This is a genomic window from Ruegeria sediminis (assembly GCF_005938215.1).
Lineage (GTDB): Bacteria > Pseudomonadota > Alphaproteobacteria > Rhodobacterales > Rhodobacteraceae > Ruegeria > Ruegeria sediminis.
This window is the reverse complement of the sequence record NZ_VCPD01000002.1, coordinates 119,373-135,039: the sequence shown is the minus strand read 5'-3', so window position 1 is coordinate 135,039 and position 15,667 is coordinate 119,373. Positions and strand designations below refer to the sequence as shown.

Genomic DNA, 15,667 nt, shown 5'->3' with positions numbered 1-15,667 from the left:
GTATACCTCAACGCACAGCCCATGGGGTTGCTTGAGAAGTGTTCTAAGGGTTGACTTCTGCTTTCGAACAGGTCACCCATACGAACAGAACTCTTTTGAACAGGTGACCCCATGACCAAGACCGTCCTCTATGCCCGCGTGTCCACTTCCGAGCAGACCAGCGAACACCAGCTTGCACAAGCGCGGAAGGCAGGCTTCCAGATCAAGGACGAAGACGTCATTACCGATCACGGCACCTCAGGGGTCAACACCAAGTTGTCCGAAAGAGAGAACGGCAAGCGCCTGTTCGACATGCTCCGCGAAGGTGACACTCTGGTTGTCCGCTGGGTTGACCGTCTGGGGCGCAACTACGCCGACGTGACCGAGACCATCCGGCACTTCATGAAGAAGGGGGTCATCATCAAGACCGTGATCAACGGTTTGACCTTCGACGGAGCAACTCAAGACCCCATGCAGCAGGCCATCAGGGATGCCATGATCGGGTTCATGGCGGCACAGGCCGAAGCACAGGCACAGGCCACGAAGGAAGCACAGAGGGCAGGTATCGACTTCCACAAGGCAACCTCCCCCGAGAAGTTCAAAGGCCGAAAGCCCAGCTTCGACAGGGACTTGTTTGAGCAAGTGAAGGCGTTGCTTGACGCTGGTCAGGGTCATTCCGCCATTGCCAAGGCCACTGGTCTCAACCGGAATGCTGTCATCCGCATTGCCGAAGACCCGGCGAAGGCAGAGGCATCCTTGGCCCGCTGGGGGATGTAGAAGGCCCGGAGAGACTCTGAGAGGCAGCGCACGATTCGCCTAAAGCTCTCCATAGGGGTTACCACCGGGGAGCCCTCTAAGCGTCCCGTGCGCTGCCCCTGAGGGCCTCAACCTTCCCACACCTGCCTTCCTGGCAATGATCAAGGAAGTTGGCAAACCGCCTGATTCCATTTTTGTTCAAGAAGGCCATGTAAATAGTTGGCATTGCTAACAAAAAGCCATTTCTCCACCGATTAACCCACCCCATAGCCCTAGGCCCTGAGAGATTCCCCTTAAAGGTTAACCTTAGAGGTACACCTTAAGGTGCACCCTAGGCGCAATGCTCAGAGTGTTCATGATGATCACTGAGAGAGGGCTGAGGGTGACAGAAGGTTCTTCGTCTCCTTGGCGACAGCCAAGATAGAGTTATTCCCTTTGAGGTGCCCCTATTGGCGACCCTGTGGTTTCCCTTGGTCGCATGGCTTTGAGGGGGCTATCCGTGGCTTTCACAGCTTGTCCCAATTAACCCACCCCATAGCCCTAAGAGAGTGACCCTGAGCGGCGCACTGTATGCGGTCTTGGTATGGTGCCGCATAGGTGACGCTAGGCGACGACGGGTCATCTCTCTGGGGCATCGGATGGCTATGACTTCGACATGTTCTTTCTGGTTCCCGCTCAGGTGACCTTCGGGTTGCCGGGCGGGTTGCCCGATTGTGAGCCCCGCGATGGGGGTCTCCTCTCTTTTTCGTAGGTTGTCACAGCCACCCGAAAGCAGTCCGCCCTACCCCCAAAAACCCACTCTAGCCGCCCTCAAGGTTCACCCTCGGGGGCGCTTTCAGTTCTGCCCGAGGGAAACATCATGATCATAGTCACCCGGACCAGCGAGACCTCGGACGCCTATCCGAAGGTCATCTCGCGTCCACATCCCAACGTCCGTGTCATCACCTGCAAAGACGACCTCCAATGGGTTCTCCAAAAGCGCACTGGAGGCAGCGCAGAGAGACCTTGGAGGGCTGTCGGGTACTTCCGCACCCGGAACGCTCTAACCCGAGCCTGCGCTGCCTTGTGTGGCCGCAGCTTGGAGTCTCCGACGGCAATGAAGGACTTGGAGGCCCTGCCCGAGAACTTCATCGCCGGATAGCCGCCCCTCATCCCGACCAAAAGGATTTCCCAATGACCAAGACCCTCTACACCCGACCAGCGAAGACGAAGGCAACCGCCGTTGGCGAGAAGAACCGGCTTCGCTGGAACCGTCAGCTACGCAAGAAGGTTTTCCACCTGATCAAGGCCATGGACTTCATGCTTGCCGAGGAAACCGCCACATCGAACGCCCGCAAGTACCCTTGGGACGACCGTCCGACGTGGGTCACCACTCGCATCAGAATTGACCAGTTGGCAATCCTTGAGTTGCTCCAGAAGCGGCACCTAGAGACCACCGGCAAGGAAATCTCTCGGGCCGAGGTTCTGGCTGCCCTCATGGCCGCTGGTCTCGAACACGTCGTCAAGCATGAAGACTTCGGCGGCAACCGCACCTGACGCCGCCACTCTCCAACCCAAATCCCGAACTCAACAGAAAGGACACCATCATGTCTGAATGGATCACTGTCGAAGGCGCGCCGCAACAGAACAGCAGCAACCTCGCGAACACCGAGACCAAGATCGAGCCTCGCATCGAGCAAAGCGCCCACATGGAGGTTAGGTCGCATGGTGACGGCACCGCCTCCTTCATCGACCAGAGCGGGCGCGAATACGTCAGCAAGCCCGACAGCGAATATCGTGGTTCGGTCCTCGCCACCGCCACGACCGAAGGCGGCGGAATCATTGTGGGTCGCTCAGTCAGAGCAACCGACCAGGTGATGCTCCCTGAAGGCATCCCTGCCAGCGTAGCCGTTGCGGCCATGCTTGGTTACCTCCAGCGCAACCCCGATGGCTCCTTCTCGGACACCGACAAGGCCCGCTCAGGTGCAACCATGGACACGGCCCGAGAGGCTGAAGCCAAGCGCGCCGAAGCTGAAGCGGAAGCTGCCAAGGAAGCAGAGTTCCACATCGGAAACGACGGCGAAGCAGCCATGACGGCAATCACGCAGAGCGTTCAGCCCGGTGACGCTATCAAGGCCATGGACGAAGTGCTGCAGCGAGGCGAGGTCTCCGAGAACACCTTGGCCCGCATGGCTTCACAGGCAGGCATTGAGCCAGAACAGATGCGCGAACAGATCAACGCAGCCCATCAGGGCTTCTATGACGCCGCTGCCGCACGTCTGGAAGCCGCTGGGATCGCCGATGAAGACGCCTTTGCGGCCTTCGTTCAGGACAACCCGCAGGTTTACCAGAAGTTGCTTGAAGGTGCCCGCGCCTTGGTCATGAGCAACAGCACGACTGAGATCGACGCCGTGAAGGACGCCTTCCTTGAACAGGCTGATCGTTACATGACCGATGAGGTGAAAGACGCTCTTGAAGAAGCAGGGTATGGCTGGAAGCCGAAACCCGGCGGAGGGTTGCTTGTGGTCTTGGCTGGCGGGCAGGAAGTCCCGTTCAATGTAGCCGTAAAGCAGCGCATCATCACCTTCAGCCAGTAAGGGTCGATGACCATGGCCGACTTGTTCAACCCCAAGTGCAACCAATCAACGGGAACCGTCAAGTTCACCCGAGGGGCACCTTCATGCGCCGAAGCAGCGGCCCAAGGCATGAAGCGACATGCCGAATACCGCGCCCAACAAGCAGCCTATGAACGCGCCAAGGCTGCCGAGAGAGTGCAACAGGTGCCGCAGCCTGACAGGTGGCTGAAGCCCGGTGATTTGACGTAGACCCTGAAGCCATCCCCTTGCTGCCTTCATGGTGGTGAGGGGATTTTTTTTTCGACACCGCCCCGGCGGGCGATACCGCTGTGTCCACCTTCAACTTCCGTGGCTTCGACCTCCGCTGCGTCGAGATTGACGGCCAACCTTGGTTCACCGCGAAGGACGCTTGCGAACCCCTCGGTCTGACCAACATCACGATGGCCCTCATGAACATCAACAATACTGATGTTCAGAACTTCCGCTTTCCGGGCACCAAAGGGGGTCGGCCCAATAAGATGGTCTCCGAGGCTGGCCTCTACAAGCTCGTCATGGTCAGCCGGAAGCCGGAAGCGAAAGAGTTCCAGCGGTGGGTAACCCACGAAGTTCTCCCGGCCATCCGCAAAGACGGCGGCTACATCGAAGATGAGGAGAAGGTCGCGACCGGGGAGATGAGCGAGGAAGAACTGGTCCTCAAGGCCATGGAGGTGATGCAGCGCCTCGGGCGCACCGCCAAGGAAATCGCTGCGGAGATCGGTGAGATGCTGATCGCGGTACGTGAGGGCAAGCCTGAGGGCGGCCTTCGCAAGTGGATCGAAGACAACTGCGACTTCACCCGAAAACGCGCCTACGAATACATCAAGGTTTTCGAGGTGAGTGTCACCCGTGGGTTACACTTCGAGCAAGCCGACAGCATCCGAGAGGTACTGGACCTCAAGGACAAGCCCACCCCTAAGCCGGAAACCCGAGCGGCCACCCTCGACGACCTCCGCAAGGTGGAACGTCTGCGGGCACTGAGGGATGACCCGAGCGCGACCGAGGGGGAGAAGGCTGCGGCTACTCCACCACCCTCAGCAAAGCATCACGGCACACCGCAAGCCGCCCGTCAGGCCCCCCGTAGTCTTCCCCTACACCGCCCAAGGCATGGCCCAAGATCATCCCTTGCACGACCTGTTGAACCCCGGCAATCCGCAGCTTGTCCTTCATCAAGTGGCGGCAAGAATGGACAGTGTGCTTCTTGTTCTCCGTCAGAAGGCGCATGTGCTTCATCAGCGCCTGAGATGCACTGTCAGCGCCCCGAGGTTTCGCATAAGCGGGAAACAGAGGTTCACCAGCGGCTGCACCTTTACGCTCCCTGACAGCTTCCGTAGCGGCTTCCAAAGCCTTCCCGACCAAGGGCACCTTCCGAACCGATGCCTTCGTCTTCAATGACCTGACCCCATTCGGGCGAATGTCCAGATGCGGGACTTCGTGGTCTAGCACCACGTCGCGGACTTCCAGACCCGTGACTTCGGCAAGGCGGCAACCAGTGCCCACGAGCAGTCCCCAGAGGTGCCTCTGAGCGGGTGTCCTAGCGTTGTCCTTGAGGCGCTTCCGCATGCCCGACACGACAGCATCAGGGAGAGGCAGTCTTGCCTCTGAGGGACGGGCTTCAATGTCCTTGGGCATCCGAAGACCCTTGAACGGATTGACCACGTCCCCCGTTAGGCCGTGTTCTTCCAACCCTACGTTGATCATTGCAGAGAGGCACCGAAGTTCCCGCTTCACCGTTGAAGGAGACAATGGCTTCCCGTCGTCCTTGGTATCGGCAAGCATCGCATCTAGAAGACCCCGAGCCTTTTCCCGCGTCAGGTCACGCAACATGATGCTGTCCAGAGGCCCCCAGAACTTCCCAACACGGCGCACCACACGGTCCACCAACTGGTTCCCCTGCCGGTCGCTCCCCACGTTCAAACGCAGGTAATCGTTCTTGGCATCCAGAAGGGTGACTTCAGGGGGTGCTGAGGTTGGCGCGGCGACAGCGCGGATAAGCAGAGGGTCTCGCCCGACCCTATGCAGTTCCTCGGCCAACAACGCCCGCTTGTCTGCTTCGTCATCAGGACCAACAACAGCTTCGGTCATATGCTGCGCATGGCGAAGGTATCTGTCCCAGCGTTCCCTTGGGCTTTCGCCAGAGAGCGCCAGAAGCCGCGCTTCGACCTCTGAGACCCGTCTGTCATACTCGACCATCAAAGCCGCTTGCTCGCGAACCAATGTAGCCTCATCGCGGGCCTTCATGCGCTCCTGCATGAACTCCTTCCCAAGCGCCTCAGCGACTGCCTTGGGGTATCTCCTACGGAATCTGAAGGTGCCGTCTTTCAGGCTGTCCACGTGCTTCAGCTTCACCATGACTGCCATGTCTTGTGTCTCCATGTGTTACATAATGTGTTACACAACGGAGCGGTAGGGTCTTGTTTTCCTTGAAAATATGGCCTTCGGACGTGTCCGGTGGCGCACCTGAGAGGATTCGAACCTCTGGCCTCTGCCTTCGGAGGGCAGCGCTCTATCCAGCTGAGCTACAGGTGCCTGCGCCGTTAGCTATCCTTCTTCCCTGCGGGGTGCAACAGCAAATATCCGGATTTCGCACCGCAACACGCGGGATTGAGCGCACCGAAATTCCGCCTGGAAACGTCCCTCAGGCGAATAGTTCATGCGCCAATTCCAGCGCCTCGATCAGCGTGTCCACCTCGTCCTTGGTATTGTAGAGGCCAAAGCTTGCGCGGCAGGTAGCGGTGACGCCGAGATGGTCCATCAACGGTCCGGCGCAATGGTGCCCGGCCCGCACCGCAACACCTTTCTTGTCCAGAATCGTCGACACGTCATGCGCATGCCCGGCGCCATCGATGGTGAAACTGAAGATCGCCGCCTTGTCCGGCCGCGTGCCCTGCACCTGGATCCAGTTCAGCCCAGTCAGCCGCTCCAGCGCATAGTCACGCAATCCCGCCTCATGCGCCGCGATGTTCTGCATACCAAGGCCCATCATGTAATCCAGCGCCACCCCCAGGCCGATGGTCTGAACGATGCCGGGCGTCCCAGCTTCGAACTTCATGGGCGGATCGTTGTAGATCACGTGGTCCTTCGTGACCTCCTTGATCATGTCGCCACCACCGATGAAAGGGCGCATTTCGGCCATGCGTTCGGACCTGATGTAGATCGCACCGGATCCGGACGGCCCATACAGCTTGTGCCCGGTGATCGCATAGAAATCGCAGCCGATGTCCCGCACGTCGACCGGCATGTGCACCGCACCCTGGCTGCCGTCCACCAGCACGGGCACACCCTTGGAATGCGCGCCCTGCGTGATCGCCTTTACATCGACGACGGTGCCCAGAACGTTGGAACATTGCGTGACGGCGACCAGCTTGGTTTTCGGGCCGATCGCATCGATCACGGCCTGCGGATCAAGTCCGCCATCGGCATCGGTCTCGACCCATTTCAACACCACACCCTGACGTTCGCGCAAAAAATGCCAGGGTACGATGTTGGCATGGTGTTCCATCACGCTCAGAACGATCTCGTCGCCGGCTTCCATGCGCGGCATGGCCCAACCATAGGCGACCAGGTTGATCCCCTCGGTGGTGCCCGAGTTCAGCACGATTTCATCCTCGCTGCCCGCATTCAGGAAGCGCGCGATCGTGCCGCGCACGGCCTCGTATTTTTCGGTCGCAAGATTAGAAAGATAATGCAACCCACGGTGAACGTTGGAGTATTCCTCGGCATAGGCGCGGGTCACCGCGTCGATTACCACCTGCGGCTTCTGAGCCGAGGCCCCGTTGTCGAGATAGGTCAGCGGTTTGCCGTTCACCTGGCGGGACAGGATCGGGAAATCGGCGCGGATTTTCTGGACATCATACATGAGAAACGGATCCCGGGATCGGCCCTCCGACGAGGGACAGGAGAATGAACGATACGACGGCAATCGCCAGAACCGAGGCGATGAGAACGCCGGCTGCCCGCGACAGGGAATTCAGTCGGTGGGCCTGATCGATGAAGTGGACACTGATGTAGATGCCTATCAGGAAAGCGGCAAATGCCAGCAACGCCGAAAGTATCGGAATCGTCAGCACCAGGATGAGGCCCGCGGCCTGTACTGCGACTTTCAGAAACTGCATCCAGACCATCAGGATCATGACATCGTTGAAGGAACCGGTCCCTCCCAAGGCACGTCCGACATGGTAGAACGCCAGGATCGTCACGATCAGCCCGCCACCTACGATCGCGGAATAGGCGATCAGAGACGGAACGATGCCCTGCGTTTCCACACCGATGACCGGCAGAAGCAGATTGGAAGCGGCCTGCAGCAGGGTGTTCAGGACGACGGCCAGGGCCAACCCCAGCCAAAGCACCTCGCGCCCCAGCCCCAGCGCCATCAGCCGCCGGGCGGCTTGTGCGGGGTCCTTGATCGTGGTCACGGCCAGATCGCGCCAAAAGGCCGGGTTCATGTCAAAGACCTTTCCGCTTGGCTCAGCCCGGAAAACCAGAACCACCCGAAGACGATCAGCCAGAGCAGACCGACGCCCTGCATTGCCGGACCCGGCCCAATGAAACCAGCCACCATCCCGTGCAGCAGCAAGATCGGGCTTGAGGCCAGCAGCGACCAGAACAGCGCCAGACGGGCGCCGTACCAGTCACCCCTGCCCCCGACGGCACGAGCGAAGACATGGCTGACGGCGGCCAGAAAGTAGAAGATCAGCGGGGCGATGATGATCCAGGCCAAGAGGGCGCCGCCGAGCAACATGTTCAATTCCTGACCCGTCAAATGCGCCTCGCGCGCCAGCCTCGGCATCTGTGCAACGAAGACAAGCGTGCAGCCGGCCATCAGAATGGCCAGCGCCCGGTCTTCGCGCTGCCCCATGCCGAGCAACCGCCGAATGACGCGCCCCGGCCCCCGGTAGGTGGCGACGATATCGGCGGCGACCGGCATCAGCTGCGACGCTTCAGCCAGCCTTCGAGACGCGAGACGATGTCCTCGGCCAACGCCTTGTTCTCGATCTCGTCGACCGCCTCGGCGAGAAAGGCGAGGGTCAGCATGTTCGTCGCGTCCTTTTTGGGGACACCCCGCGAACACAGGTAGAACAGCGCCGTCTCATCAATCGCACCCGAGGTCGAACCATGCGAACAGGCGACGTCGTCGGCATAGATTTCCAGCTCGGGCTTGGCCAGGAACTGACTGTCTTCATCCAGCAAAAGCGACTGGCTGATCTGATAGCCGTCGGTTTTCTGGGCACCTTCCTTGACGAGGATCTTGCCCTGGAAAACGCCGGTGGCGCCGTTGCGAAGCACCTTCTTGAAGACCTGACGGCTTTCGCAATTCACTGCGTCATGGGTGATGAAAACGGTGTCGTCATGGTGGAAATCGCCATCGCCGACGCAGGCGCCCGCAACATGCGCGACGGCATCGTCGCCGGTCAACTCGACCACTTGTTCGTTCCGCGTCAAAACGCCATTCACCGTCAGAGTGAAGGATTTGTACACCGACTCGGCGCCCAGGCGGGCGAACATGTGCGTCGCCGCGCGCCGTTCATGATCGCGGCCCTGCGCCCGGACGTGATGCAGGATCCCGCCATCGGCGATATCGATTTCCATGCACTTGTTGAAGCGCGACGCGGCAGGGCCGTTTTCCAGGATCGTCACTTCCGCCTCGTTCTCAACCCGGATCACATGGTGAAGGAACGCGTCGGACGACTCGGAATCGTGATTGTAGATCAAGCTGATGGGTTTGGACGGCTTTCCGGTGACATGTATCGCCACGCCATCCGAGGCGAAGGCCGTGTTGAGAGCCGCCAGAGGGCGCGCGACGGGCTGCTGCCCGCCCGCTTCAAGAACGCCGTACAACTCCTTGGCCCAATGGATATCCTTGCAGCAGATATCCTCGAGCCGCTCGATCTGGACGCCTTCGAGACTCAGGTCGTCCGACGCCTCGGGGCTGAACACACCGTCGATGAACACGATCTTCAGCCGATCTATCCCGTCGAACATCATGGGCTCGTCGGCGGTGAAAAGCGCGGCTTTGGGGGCTTCGGGTTGTACTAACGTGTCGGGACGGGTGTACTTCCAATACTCGTCCCGCCGGTTGGGCAAGCCCATTTCCCGCAAGCGGGCCAACGCAGCCTCGCGCGCGTCTCTGGTGCAGCCGGCGGTCGGCAGGCTCAGCGAGGCCAGCCGGGCTTCGGTTGCGCTTTGCTTCACTTCCGGCAGGGCCATCAGTTCACCTCGGCAAGAATATCGGCATAGCCGTTGTGTTCGACTTCCAGCGCCAGTTCGGGACCGCCGGACTTTACGATCCGCCCATCCGCCATGATGTGCACGACATCAGGTTTGATGTGGTCGAGCAGGCGCTGATAGTGAGTAATGACAAGGAACCCGCGCCCTTGGTCCCGCAGCGCGTTGACGCCGTCGGACACCAGTTTCATCGCATCCACGTCAAGACCCGAGTCGGTTTCATCCAGAATGCACATCTTCGGCTCCAGCATGGCCATCTGGAGGATTTCGTTGCGCTTCTTCTCGCCACCTGAGAATCCGACGTTGACCGGGCGTTTGAGCATGTCGGCGTCGATCTGCAGGGTCTTGGCCTTGGCGCGCACAAGTTTCAGGAACTCGGCGGCCGACAGTTCCTCTTCGCCGCGCGCCTTTCGCTGCGCGTTCACCGCCGTCCGCATGAATGTCATGTTGCCGACGCCGGGGATTTCGACCGGATACTGGAAGGCCAGGAAAAGGCCGGCGGCGGCGCGCTCTTCAGGTTCCAGTTCCAGCAGATCCTTGCCGCCCAGTGTGGCCGATCCTTCGGTCACTTCATATCCGTCGCGTCCGGACAGAACGTAGCTGAGCGTCGACTTGCCCGAGCCATTCGGCCCCATGATGGCATGCACTTTGCCTGCCTCGACAGACAGGTCGACCCCTTTGAGGATCTCCTTGTCTTCCTCTTCAAGTTTCACGTGCAAGTTCTTGATTTCAAGCATGATTTCCTCGTCTCTCGTTTCAGGCGCGCATGTCCGCGGCCGGTGTGTCTGCTTCGGCGTACATCCACGCCGGAATATTTTTTGTGGCATCCGACTGCGCCAGAGCGACGCCATCGTCCAACCTGATCGCTTCGCCTACGACGATGCCCCGGCACTCGACTATCTTGCGCCCCTCCATGCTGGGTGTCGTGGTGATGATCATGCTCAATGCCTCTTTCTCCTACCTGCCGCCCAGAGAAGCCACCATGTCGGCGAATACCCTCGACCATTGAATGCCGCGGAAACTCGACGCGACCCCGGACAATCCGGGGCTTTGTTTCGGCTTAACCTACGGATCCCTCCAAGGAAATTGCGACAAGCTGTTGCGCTTCCATGGCAAATTCCATCGGCAGCGCCTGCAGCACGTCCTTGCAGAACCCGTTGACGACAAGCGCGACAGCCTCTTCCTCGTCCATGCCGCGCTGGCGGCAGTAGAAAAGCTGGTCGTCGTCCACCTTGGACGTCGTCGCCTCATGCTCGCAGCGCGACGAGTTGTTGCGCACTTCGATATAGGGAACCGTGTGCGCCCCGCATTTGTCGCCGATCAGCAAGCTGTCGCATTGCGTATAGTTCCGCGAGTTCTTTGCCTTGGGGTGCATCGAGACGAGACCGCGATAGGTGTTCTGCGCCTTGCCGGCGCTGATCCCCTTGGACACGATCCGCGACTTGGTGTTCTTGCCCAGATGAACCATCTTGGTGCCGGTATCGGCCTGCTGGTAGTTGTTCGTGATGGCGATCGAGTAGAACTCGCCCTGGCTGTCGTCGCCGCGCAGAATGCAGGACGGGTACTTCCAGGTTACGGCCGAGCCGGTTTCCACCTGCGTCCACATGACCTTTGAGCGGTCTCCACGACAATCGGCGCGCTTGGTGACGAAGTTGTAGATCCCGCCCTTGCCGTTTTCGTCGCCCGGGAACCAGTTCTGGACAGTCGAGTACTTAACCTCGGCGTCTTCCTCGACGATGATCTCGACCACGGCGGCATGGAGTTGAGCCGTGTCGCGCTGCGGCGCGGTGCATCCTTCAAGATAGGACACGTACGATCCCTTGTCCGCGATGATCAGGGTGCGCTCGAACTGGCCGGTGTTTTCGGCATTGATGCGGAAATAGGTCGACAGTTCCATCGGACAGCGCACGCCTGGCGGCACATAGACGAAGGACCCATCCGAAAAGACGGCAGAGTTCAGCGTCGCGTAGAAGTTGTCCGAGACCGGAACCACCGACCCCAGGTACTTCTTCACCAATTCCGGGTGTTCCCTGATCGCTTCGGAGATGGAGCAGAAGATGACACCGTGTTTCTTCAGCTCATCCTGAAAGGTCGTGCCCACCGAGACGGAGTCGAATACGGCGTCCACGGCCACCTTGCGGCCTTCGGCAGGGGCGTTCTCGGCGCCTTCGACTCCCGCAAGAATCATCTGTTCTTTCAGCGGTATGCCAAGCTTTTCGTAAGTCGCCAGCAGTTTGGGGTCGACCTCGTCCAGCGACTTGGGCTTCGTCTCCATCGACTTGGGACGCGCATAGTAATACTGGTTCTGGAAATCGATCGCGGGGTAATGAACCATCGCCCATTTGGGCTCTTTCATCTGGGTCCAACGTTCGAACGCGGCCAGACGCCAATCGGTCATCCACCCGGGTTCTTCGTTTTTCTGCGAGATCAGCCGGACGATATCCGGGTTCACGCCCTTGGGGGCGTATTCCATCTCGATCTCGGTTTCCCAGCCGTATTTGTAGGTGCCGACCTCGCGAACCGCGTCAACGGTTTCCTGATCGACACCTTCCTTAACCTGGGTCTGGTCCAATGCGGCCATGACTCACCCTCCGTCAGATCACGCGGCCCGCGCGCGATGCTTCTTTTCTTTTTCCAGCCACGCCTCGGCAAAGCGCAGCACATCTTCTTCCGTTGTACGAGGGCCCAGCGACACGCGGATCGCGCTGGCTGCCGTTGCCTCGTCATATCCCGTCGCGCTCAGCACCGCGCTTGCCCGAACCTTGCCGCTGGAACAGGCGGACCCGGCGCTGATGGCAAAACCGGCCAGATCCATCTGCATCACTTGCGTCTCCCCCTTCCAACCGGGCGTCGCAAAGCACAGCGTGTTCGGGAGTCGATCCCGATCTTTTCCGACAAAAATAGTAGATTTAGAACCAGCCTCAAGAGCCTTTTCTAGAATATTTCTAATTTCCGCAACGCGCTGCCAGACCCCAGCGGCAAGATCCCTGGACGCGGCTTCGGCGGCAGCGGCAAATCCCGCAATTCCAATGACGTTTTCTGTGCCTGAACGACGCCCCATTTCCTGGCCGCCACCCTTGATCTGGGCCTCAAGGTCCGTACCCCGCTTCATTATCACCGCTCCGACTCCCTTGGGTCCGCCCAGTTTATGCGCTGATACCAAAGCCATCTGGGCGCCCAGCCAGTTGAACGCGATCGGAAGTTTTCCGAAGGCTTGGGTCGCATCCGTGACCGCAAGGCCCTCAGGCAGTTTCTGAACGATCCCGGTCTCCGAGTTGGCCAATTGCAAGGTCGCGTTGGCCGGATCCGGAACCAGAACAGAACCGCCCAAGTCAGTCGTCAAATCCTCAACAATCCAAGCTCTTACGGCATCATGTTCAACCGCCGCGCCATGCAGGCCCCGCCCGGACAGGGCCAAGGCCGCACCTTCGGTGGAACCGGAGGTGAACACGATGTCCGCGCCATCTGCCCCAAAAGCGGTTGCGATCTGGGCGCGAGCTTTCTCAATCACGGCTTTTGCGGACCGCCCTTCGGCATGTACTGAGGACGGGTTTCCGCAAACCTCCATGGCCGCAATCATCGCATCCCGGGCTTCGGGACGCAGCGGCGCGGTGGCATTGTGATCAAGGTAAATACGTTTCATGGATGCATCTTTTTTCACAAGCGAATTTGCGGCGACATGCCTGATGCCGCACGTTCCACCTCATTCATCGACCACCGCAAAAAGGCTCGGGACCGCCGGACAGGGCGCAAGATCGTTCCGGATCACATCCGACAAGCGGGTCTGGTGGAGAAAGACATAGACATGCGCGCTGAGACTTTCCCACAGACGATTGGTCAGAGACTGGGCGCGACTGCCCGATGACGCGCCTGAGGCACCGGCTCCCTTGTGCATCGCATCCACCGTCTCATCAACGGCCGCCAGCACGTCTACCACACGAATCTCGGAAGCCGGTCGCGCCAGACGGTATCCGCCACCCGGCCCGCGCACCGAAGACACAAGCTCGGCCCGGCGAAGTTTGACGAACAATTGTTCCAGATAAGGCAGCGAAATATCCTGGCGCTCCGAAATCTCGCCAAGGGTGACCAGATCATCAGCCGGTTGAAGCGCGATATCGGCGAGGGCCACCATGGCGTAACGCCCTTTGGTCGACAGCTTCATCTTAGATTCCCCAAAGCCTCATATGTGCGAAATCATTGACGTTCCCGCAGTCAGTGCGTATCTCCGACTGACAGCATCGACAAGCCACGCAGTCACAATTAGAACCGTTCTAAGGTGCCCGATGGATACCGTCAAGAATATCCCGGCGCCTCGAAAAAAGAGACAGGACAAAAGCACACATGCCCGAGGTGATTTTTCCCGGACCAGAAGGCCGCCTGGAAGGCCGTTACCACCCGCAAAAGGAAAAAGACGCACCGATCGCAATCGTGCTGCATCCGCACCCGCAGTTCGGCGGGACCATGAACAACAAGGTCGTCTACAACCTGCATTACGCCTTTTACAACATGGGCTTCACCGTGCTGCGCTTCAATTTTCGCGGCGTCGGACGCAGCCAGGGCGAATACGATCAGGGCGTGGGCGAGTTGAGCGACGCTGCGTCGGCGTTGGATTATCTGCAGTCGATGAACAATAATTCCAAGCATTGCTGGGTCGCGGGCTTTTCCTTCGGCGCATGGATCGGCATGCAGTTGCTGATGCGCCGCCCCGAGATCACCGGCTTCATCAGCGTTTCGCCGCCCGCAAACATGTACGACTTCTCGTTCCTTGCGCCCTGCCCTTCGTCCGGTCTGGTCATCAACGGCACGGCCGACCGCGTCGCACCGCCCACGGACACCCGGGCGCTGGTCAGCAAGCTGCACGAGCAGAAGGGGATCACCGTCACGCATACCGAAGTCGAGGGCGCCGATCACTTCTTCCAGGATCAGCACATGGACACGCTGATCGACAACGTCACCGATTACGTAAAACGCCGCCTGACGGAGAACACTCGCTGATGGCCGGAACAATCGAAACTCTGGCCGCGAAACTGGCCGAGGATACGATGAAGGTCATGGACGAGACCGGGCAGGAGCGTCTGTTTGTCGAGGTCGGCAATGTGCTGGCCGCGGCTTCGCAATCTCTTGAAGAAGCCTATCTGACCGAAGTGCGCGTTCGCATGGCGGAAAGAAAGGCCAGGCAGTTCCTGGTCAAGAAACTGTCGGATCACCGAGCCAAGACCAAGGCGATCGAGAAGCACTAGTTTTGTCCGCGTTGTTGGAGCACGTTCGGCCGGTCCGGCGGCGGCGTACGCAGAACGCGCGAAATCGCACAATCGACTGAAATGCAAAAGGGGCCCGAAGGCCCCTTTTGTCCACTTTGGCTGATGCTCAAACCGAAATCACATGTAACCCCTCACCAGACATGGCTGCATCATTTTCAACGGACCCCCCGTCAGCAAGCCACCCTAGCACCACGACCAAAGCAGAAATCAGAATGACAGTCTTTGCAAAAGGTGTCATCGCTCAAACTCGTACAAACAGAAAACATCTAAAAGTGACCGCAACTTACCATGCCTCCGCTTGTCCAGAATAGTCGGGTTTCCCTGACCTGTTGCAACTTTGCACTGCATTCTGAAGCTACGATGACAGGCAGGTTACGATTTCTTTTTTCTTGCTGAATTACCGGATTCCGTGGTCTAGCTCGGCGTGAAATCCCGGTTCCTTGATCTCAAAGCCAGGACTCTGACCCATGCCCAATGCCTACGTGATCCTTCTGCTCGCCGTTTTTGCCGAAACCGTCGGCACTACCGCCTTGCAGGCCAGCCAGCAATTCACCCGCCTTTGGCCATCGGTCCTGGTTGTCGTTGGCTACGGTCTGGCGTTCTACCTGATGGCACTGACGCTCAAGGTGATGCCCGTCGGGATCGTCTACGCCATCTGGTCCGGCATGGGGATCGTCCTCATTGCGCTGATCGGCCTTGTCGTATTCGGCCAGAGGCTCGACTGGCCTGCCGTGGCGGGTCTTGGCCTCATCATAAGCGGAATACTGGTCATACATCTCTTTTCCGGGACCGCAGCGCACTGACAGCGCGAAAGGGCTGGCATATTTCCCCGTGCCGCGCTATTCGCGCCGCAAC

Annotated in this window: 17 protein-coding genes, 1 tRNA gene and 1 pseudogene; 8 read left to right on the top strand and 11 right to left on the bottom strand. The window is 59.4% G+C overall.

Features of this window, described 5'->3' with window-relative positions:
• The first annotated feature begins 111 nt into the window (after positions 1 to 111).
• The 5 genes and pseudogenes from FGK63_RS05235 to FGK63_RS21010 form a co-directional block, all read left to right on the top strand.
• On the top strand, positions 112 to 756 hold the full coding sequence (locus tag FGK63_RS05235; RefSeq protein ID WP_138840564.1) for a recombinase family protein: 645 nt from the start codon (positions 112 to 114) through the stop codon (positions 754 to 756).
• A 1,152-nt stretch (positions 757 to 1,908) separates the two neighbouring features.
• Complete coding sequence (locus FGK63_RS05230) at positions 1,909 to 2,271, top strand: hypothetical protein (RefSeq protein ID WP_138840563.1); 363 nt, start codon at positions 1,909 to 1,911, stop codon at positions 2,269 to 2,271.
• Positions 2,272 to 2,321: 50 nt separating this feature from the next.
• Positions 2,322 to 3,311 carry a hypothetical protein gene (locus FGK63_RS05225; protein ID WP_138840562.1) on the top strand — a complete coding sequence of 330 codons (990 nt, stop codon included), beginning with the start codon at positions 2,322 to 2,324 and terminating at the stop codon, positions 3,309 to 3,311.
• Between the two features lie 6 nt (positions 3,312 to 3,317).
• Positions 3,318 to 3,539 carry a hypothetical protein gene (locus tag FGK63_RS20935; protein ID WP_218961113.1) on the top strand — a complete coding sequence of 74 codons (222 nt, stop codon included), beginning with the start codon at positions 3,318 to 3,320 and terminating at the stop codon, positions 3,537 to 3,539.
• 80 nt (positions 3,540 to 3,619) lie between these two features.
• Positions 3,620 to 3,844 (top strand): annotated as a pseudogene (locus FGK63_RS21010) (BRO-N domain-containing protein); the annotation flags it as partial.
• 502 nt (positions 3,845 to 4,346) lie between these two features.
• On the opposite strand, the gene FGK63_RS05215 reads toward FGK63_RS21010, so the two are convergent.
• The 11 genes from FGK63_RS05215 to iscR all read right to left on the bottom strand — a co-directional run bounded on the left by FGK63_RS05215 (position 4,347) and on the right by iscR (position 13,713).
• Complete coding sequence (locus tag FGK63_RS05215; protein WP_171052579.1) at positions 4,347 to 5,687, bottom strand: site-specific integrase; 1,341 nt, start codon at positions 5,685 to 5,687, stop codon at positions 4,347 to 4,349.
• 91 nt (positions 5,688 to 5,778) lie between these two features.
• Positions 5,779 to 5,855, bottom strand: a tRNA-Arg gene (locus tag FGK63_RS05210).
• A gap of 109 nt (positions 5,856 to 5,964) precedes the next feature.
• Positions 5,965 to 7,185 (bottom strand): cysteine desulfurase, encoded by a 1,221-nt coding sequence (locus FGK63_RS05205; protein ID WP_138840560.1) that lies wholly within the window; start codon positions 7,183 to 7,185, stop codon positions 5,965 to 5,967.
• Complete coding sequence (locus FGK63_RS05200; protein ID WP_138840559.1) at positions 7,178 to 7,771, bottom strand: Yip1 family protein; 594 nt, start codon at positions 7,769 to 7,771, stop codon at positions 7,178 to 7,180. Before FGK63_RS05200 ends, FGK63_RS05205 begins: the two co-directional genes overlap by 8 nt.
• Positions 7,768 to 8,253, bottom strand: a complete 486-nt coding sequence (locus FGK63_RS05195) for a YIP1 family protein (protein WP_138840558.1) — start codon at positions 8,251 to 8,253, stop codon at positions 7,768 to 7,770. Before FGK63_RS05195 ends, FGK63_RS05200 begins: the two co-directional genes overlap by 4 nt.
• Positions 8,253 to 9,533: a Fe-S cluster assembly protein SufD gene (gene sufD, locus FGK63_RS05190; protein WP_138840557.1), complete on the bottom strand. Its 1,281-nt coding sequence runs from the start codon at positions 9,531 to 9,533 to the stop codon at positions 8,253 to 8,255. The genes FGK63_RS05195 and sufD overlap by 1 nt, the downstream gene beginning before the upstream one ends.
• Positions 9,533 to 10,288, bottom strand: a complete 756-nt coding sequence (gene sufC / locus FGK63_RS05185; protein ID WP_138840556.1) for a Fe-S cluster assembly ATPase SufC — start codon at positions 10,286 to 10,288, stop codon at positions 9,533 to 9,535. Before sufC ends, sufD begins: the two co-directional genes overlap by 1 nt.
• Before the next feature lie 19 nt (positions 10,289 to 10,307).
• A complete protein-coding gene (locus FGK63_RS05180) occupies positions 10,308 to 10,496 on the bottom strand; it encodes a heavy metal-binding domain-containing protein (protein ID WP_246043960.1) in 189 nt (62 codons plus the stop codon).
• 115 nt (positions 10,497 to 10,611) lie between these two features.
• Positions 10,612 to 12,132, bottom strand: a complete 1,521-nt coding sequence (gene sufB, locus FGK63_RS05175; RefSeq protein WP_138840555.1) for a Fe-S cluster assembly protein SufB — start codon at positions 12,130 to 12,132, stop codon at positions 10,612 to 10,614.
• An 18-nt stretch (positions 12,133 to 12,150) separates the two neighbouring features.
• Positions 12,151 to 13,194: a cysteine desulfurase family protein gene (locus FGK63_RS05170; protein WP_138840554.1), complete on the bottom strand. Its 1,044-nt coding sequence runs from the start codon at positions 13,192 to 13,194 to the stop codon at positions 12,151 to 12,153.
• 60 nt (positions 13,195 to 13,254) lie between these two features.
• Complete coding sequence (gene iscR, locus FGK63_RS05165; protein WP_138840553.1) at positions 13,255 to 13,713, bottom strand: Fe-S cluster assembly transcriptional regulator IscR; 459 nt, start codon at positions 13,711 to 13,713, stop codon at positions 13,255 to 13,257.
• 179 nt (positions 13,714 to 13,892) lie between these two features.
• On the opposite strand from iscR, the gene FGK63_RS05160 reads away from it, so the two are divergent.
• The 3 genes from FGK63_RS05160 to FGK63_RS05150 all read left to right on the top strand — a co-directional run bounded on the left by FGK63_RS05160 (position 13,893) and on the right by FGK63_RS05150 (position 15,615).
• On the top strand, positions 13,893 to 14,546 hold the full coding sequence (locus tag FGK63_RS05160; RefSeq protein WP_138840552.1) for an alpha/beta hydrolase: 654 nt from the start codon (positions 13,893 to 13,895) through the stop codon (positions 14,544 to 14,546).
• Complete coding sequence (locus tag FGK63_RS05155) at positions 14,546 to 14,791, top strand: hypothetical protein (protein ID WP_138840551.1); 246 nt, start codon at positions 14,546 to 14,548, stop codon at positions 14,789 to 14,791. The genes FGK63_RS05160 and FGK63_RS05155 overlap by 1 nt, the downstream gene beginning before the upstream one ends.
• A 488-nt stretch (positions 14,792 to 15,279) precedes the next feature.
• On the top strand, positions 15,280 to 15,615 hold the full coding sequence (locus FGK63_RS05150; RefSeq protein ID WP_138840550.1) for a DMT family transporter: 336 nt from the start codon (positions 15,280 to 15,282) through the stop codon (positions 15,613 to 15,615).
• The last annotated feature ends 52 nt before the right edge of the window (positions 15,616 to 15,667 follow it).

What these genes read in the sequence shown, in the direction of transcription:
- FGK63_RS05235 (WP_138840564.1), top strand. Translation starts at nt 112, where the DNA reads ATGACCAAGACCGTCCTCTATGCCCGCGTGTCCACTTCCGAGCAGACC.
- FGK63_RS05170 (WP_138840554.1), bottom strand. Translation starts at nt 13,194, where the DNA reads ATGAAACGTATTTACCTTGATCACAATGCCACCGCGCCGCTGCGTCCC.
- FGK63_RS05195 (WP_138840558.1), bottom strand. Translation starts at nt 8,253, where the DNA reads ATGCCGGTCGCCGCCGATATCGTCGCCACCTACCGGGGGCCGGGGCGC.
- FGK63_RS20935 (WP_218961113.1), top strand. Translation starts at nt 3,318, where the DNA reads ATGACCATGGCCGACTTGTTCAACCCCAAGTGCAACCAATCAACGGGA.
- FGK63_RS05200 (WP_138840559.1), bottom strand. Translation starts at nt 7,771, where the DNA reads ATGAACCCGGCCTTTTGGCGCGATCTGGCCGTGACCACGATCAAGGAC.
- FGK63_RS05160 (WP_138840552.1), top strand. Translation starts at nt 13,893, where the DNA reads ATGCCCGAGGTGATTTTTCCCGGACCAGAAGGCCGCCTGGAAGGCCGT.
- FGK63_RS05155 (WP_138840551.1), top strand. Translation starts at nt 14,546, where the DNA reads ATGGCCGGAACAATCGAAACTCTGGCCGCGAAACTGGCCGAGGATACG.
- FGK63_RS05205 (WP_138840560.1), bottom strand. Translation starts at nt 7,185, where the DNA reads ATGTATGATGTCCAGAAAATCCGCGCCGATTTCCCGATCCTGTCCCGC.
- sufB (WP_138840555.1), bottom strand. Translation starts at nt 12,132, where the DNA reads ATGGCCGCATTGGACCAGACCCAGGTTAAGGAAGGTGTCGATCAGGAA.
- FGK63_RS05150 (WP_138840550.1), top strand. Translation starts at nt 15,280, where the DNA reads ATGCCCAATGCCTACGTGATCCTTCTGCTCGCCGTTTTTGCCGAAACC.
- FGK63_RS05215 (WP_171052579.1), bottom strand. Translation starts at nt 5,687, where the DNA reads ATGGCAGTCATGGTGAAGCTGAAGCACGTGGACAGCCTGAAAGACGGC.
- FGK63_RS05230 (WP_138840563.1), top strand. Translation starts at nt 1,909, where the DNA reads ATGACCAAGACCCTCTACACCCGACCAGCGAAGACGAAGGCAACCGCC.
- sufC (WP_138840556.1), bottom strand. Translation starts at nt 10,288, where the DNA reads ATGCTTGAAATCAAGAACTTGCACGTGAAACTTGAAGAGGAAGACAAG.
- iscR (WP_138840553.1), bottom strand. Translation starts at nt 13,713, where the DNA reads ATGAAGCTGTCGACCAAAGGGCGTTACGCCATGGTGGCCCTCGCCGAT.
- sufD (WP_138840557.1), bottom strand. Translation starts at nt 9,533, where the DNA reads ATGGCCCTGCCGGAAGTGAAGCAAAGCGCAACCGAAGCCCGGCTGGCC.
- FGK63_RS05225 (WP_138840562.1), top strand. Translation starts at nt 2,322, where the DNA reads ATGTCTGAATGGATCACTGTCGAAGGCGCGCCGCAACAGAACAGCAGC.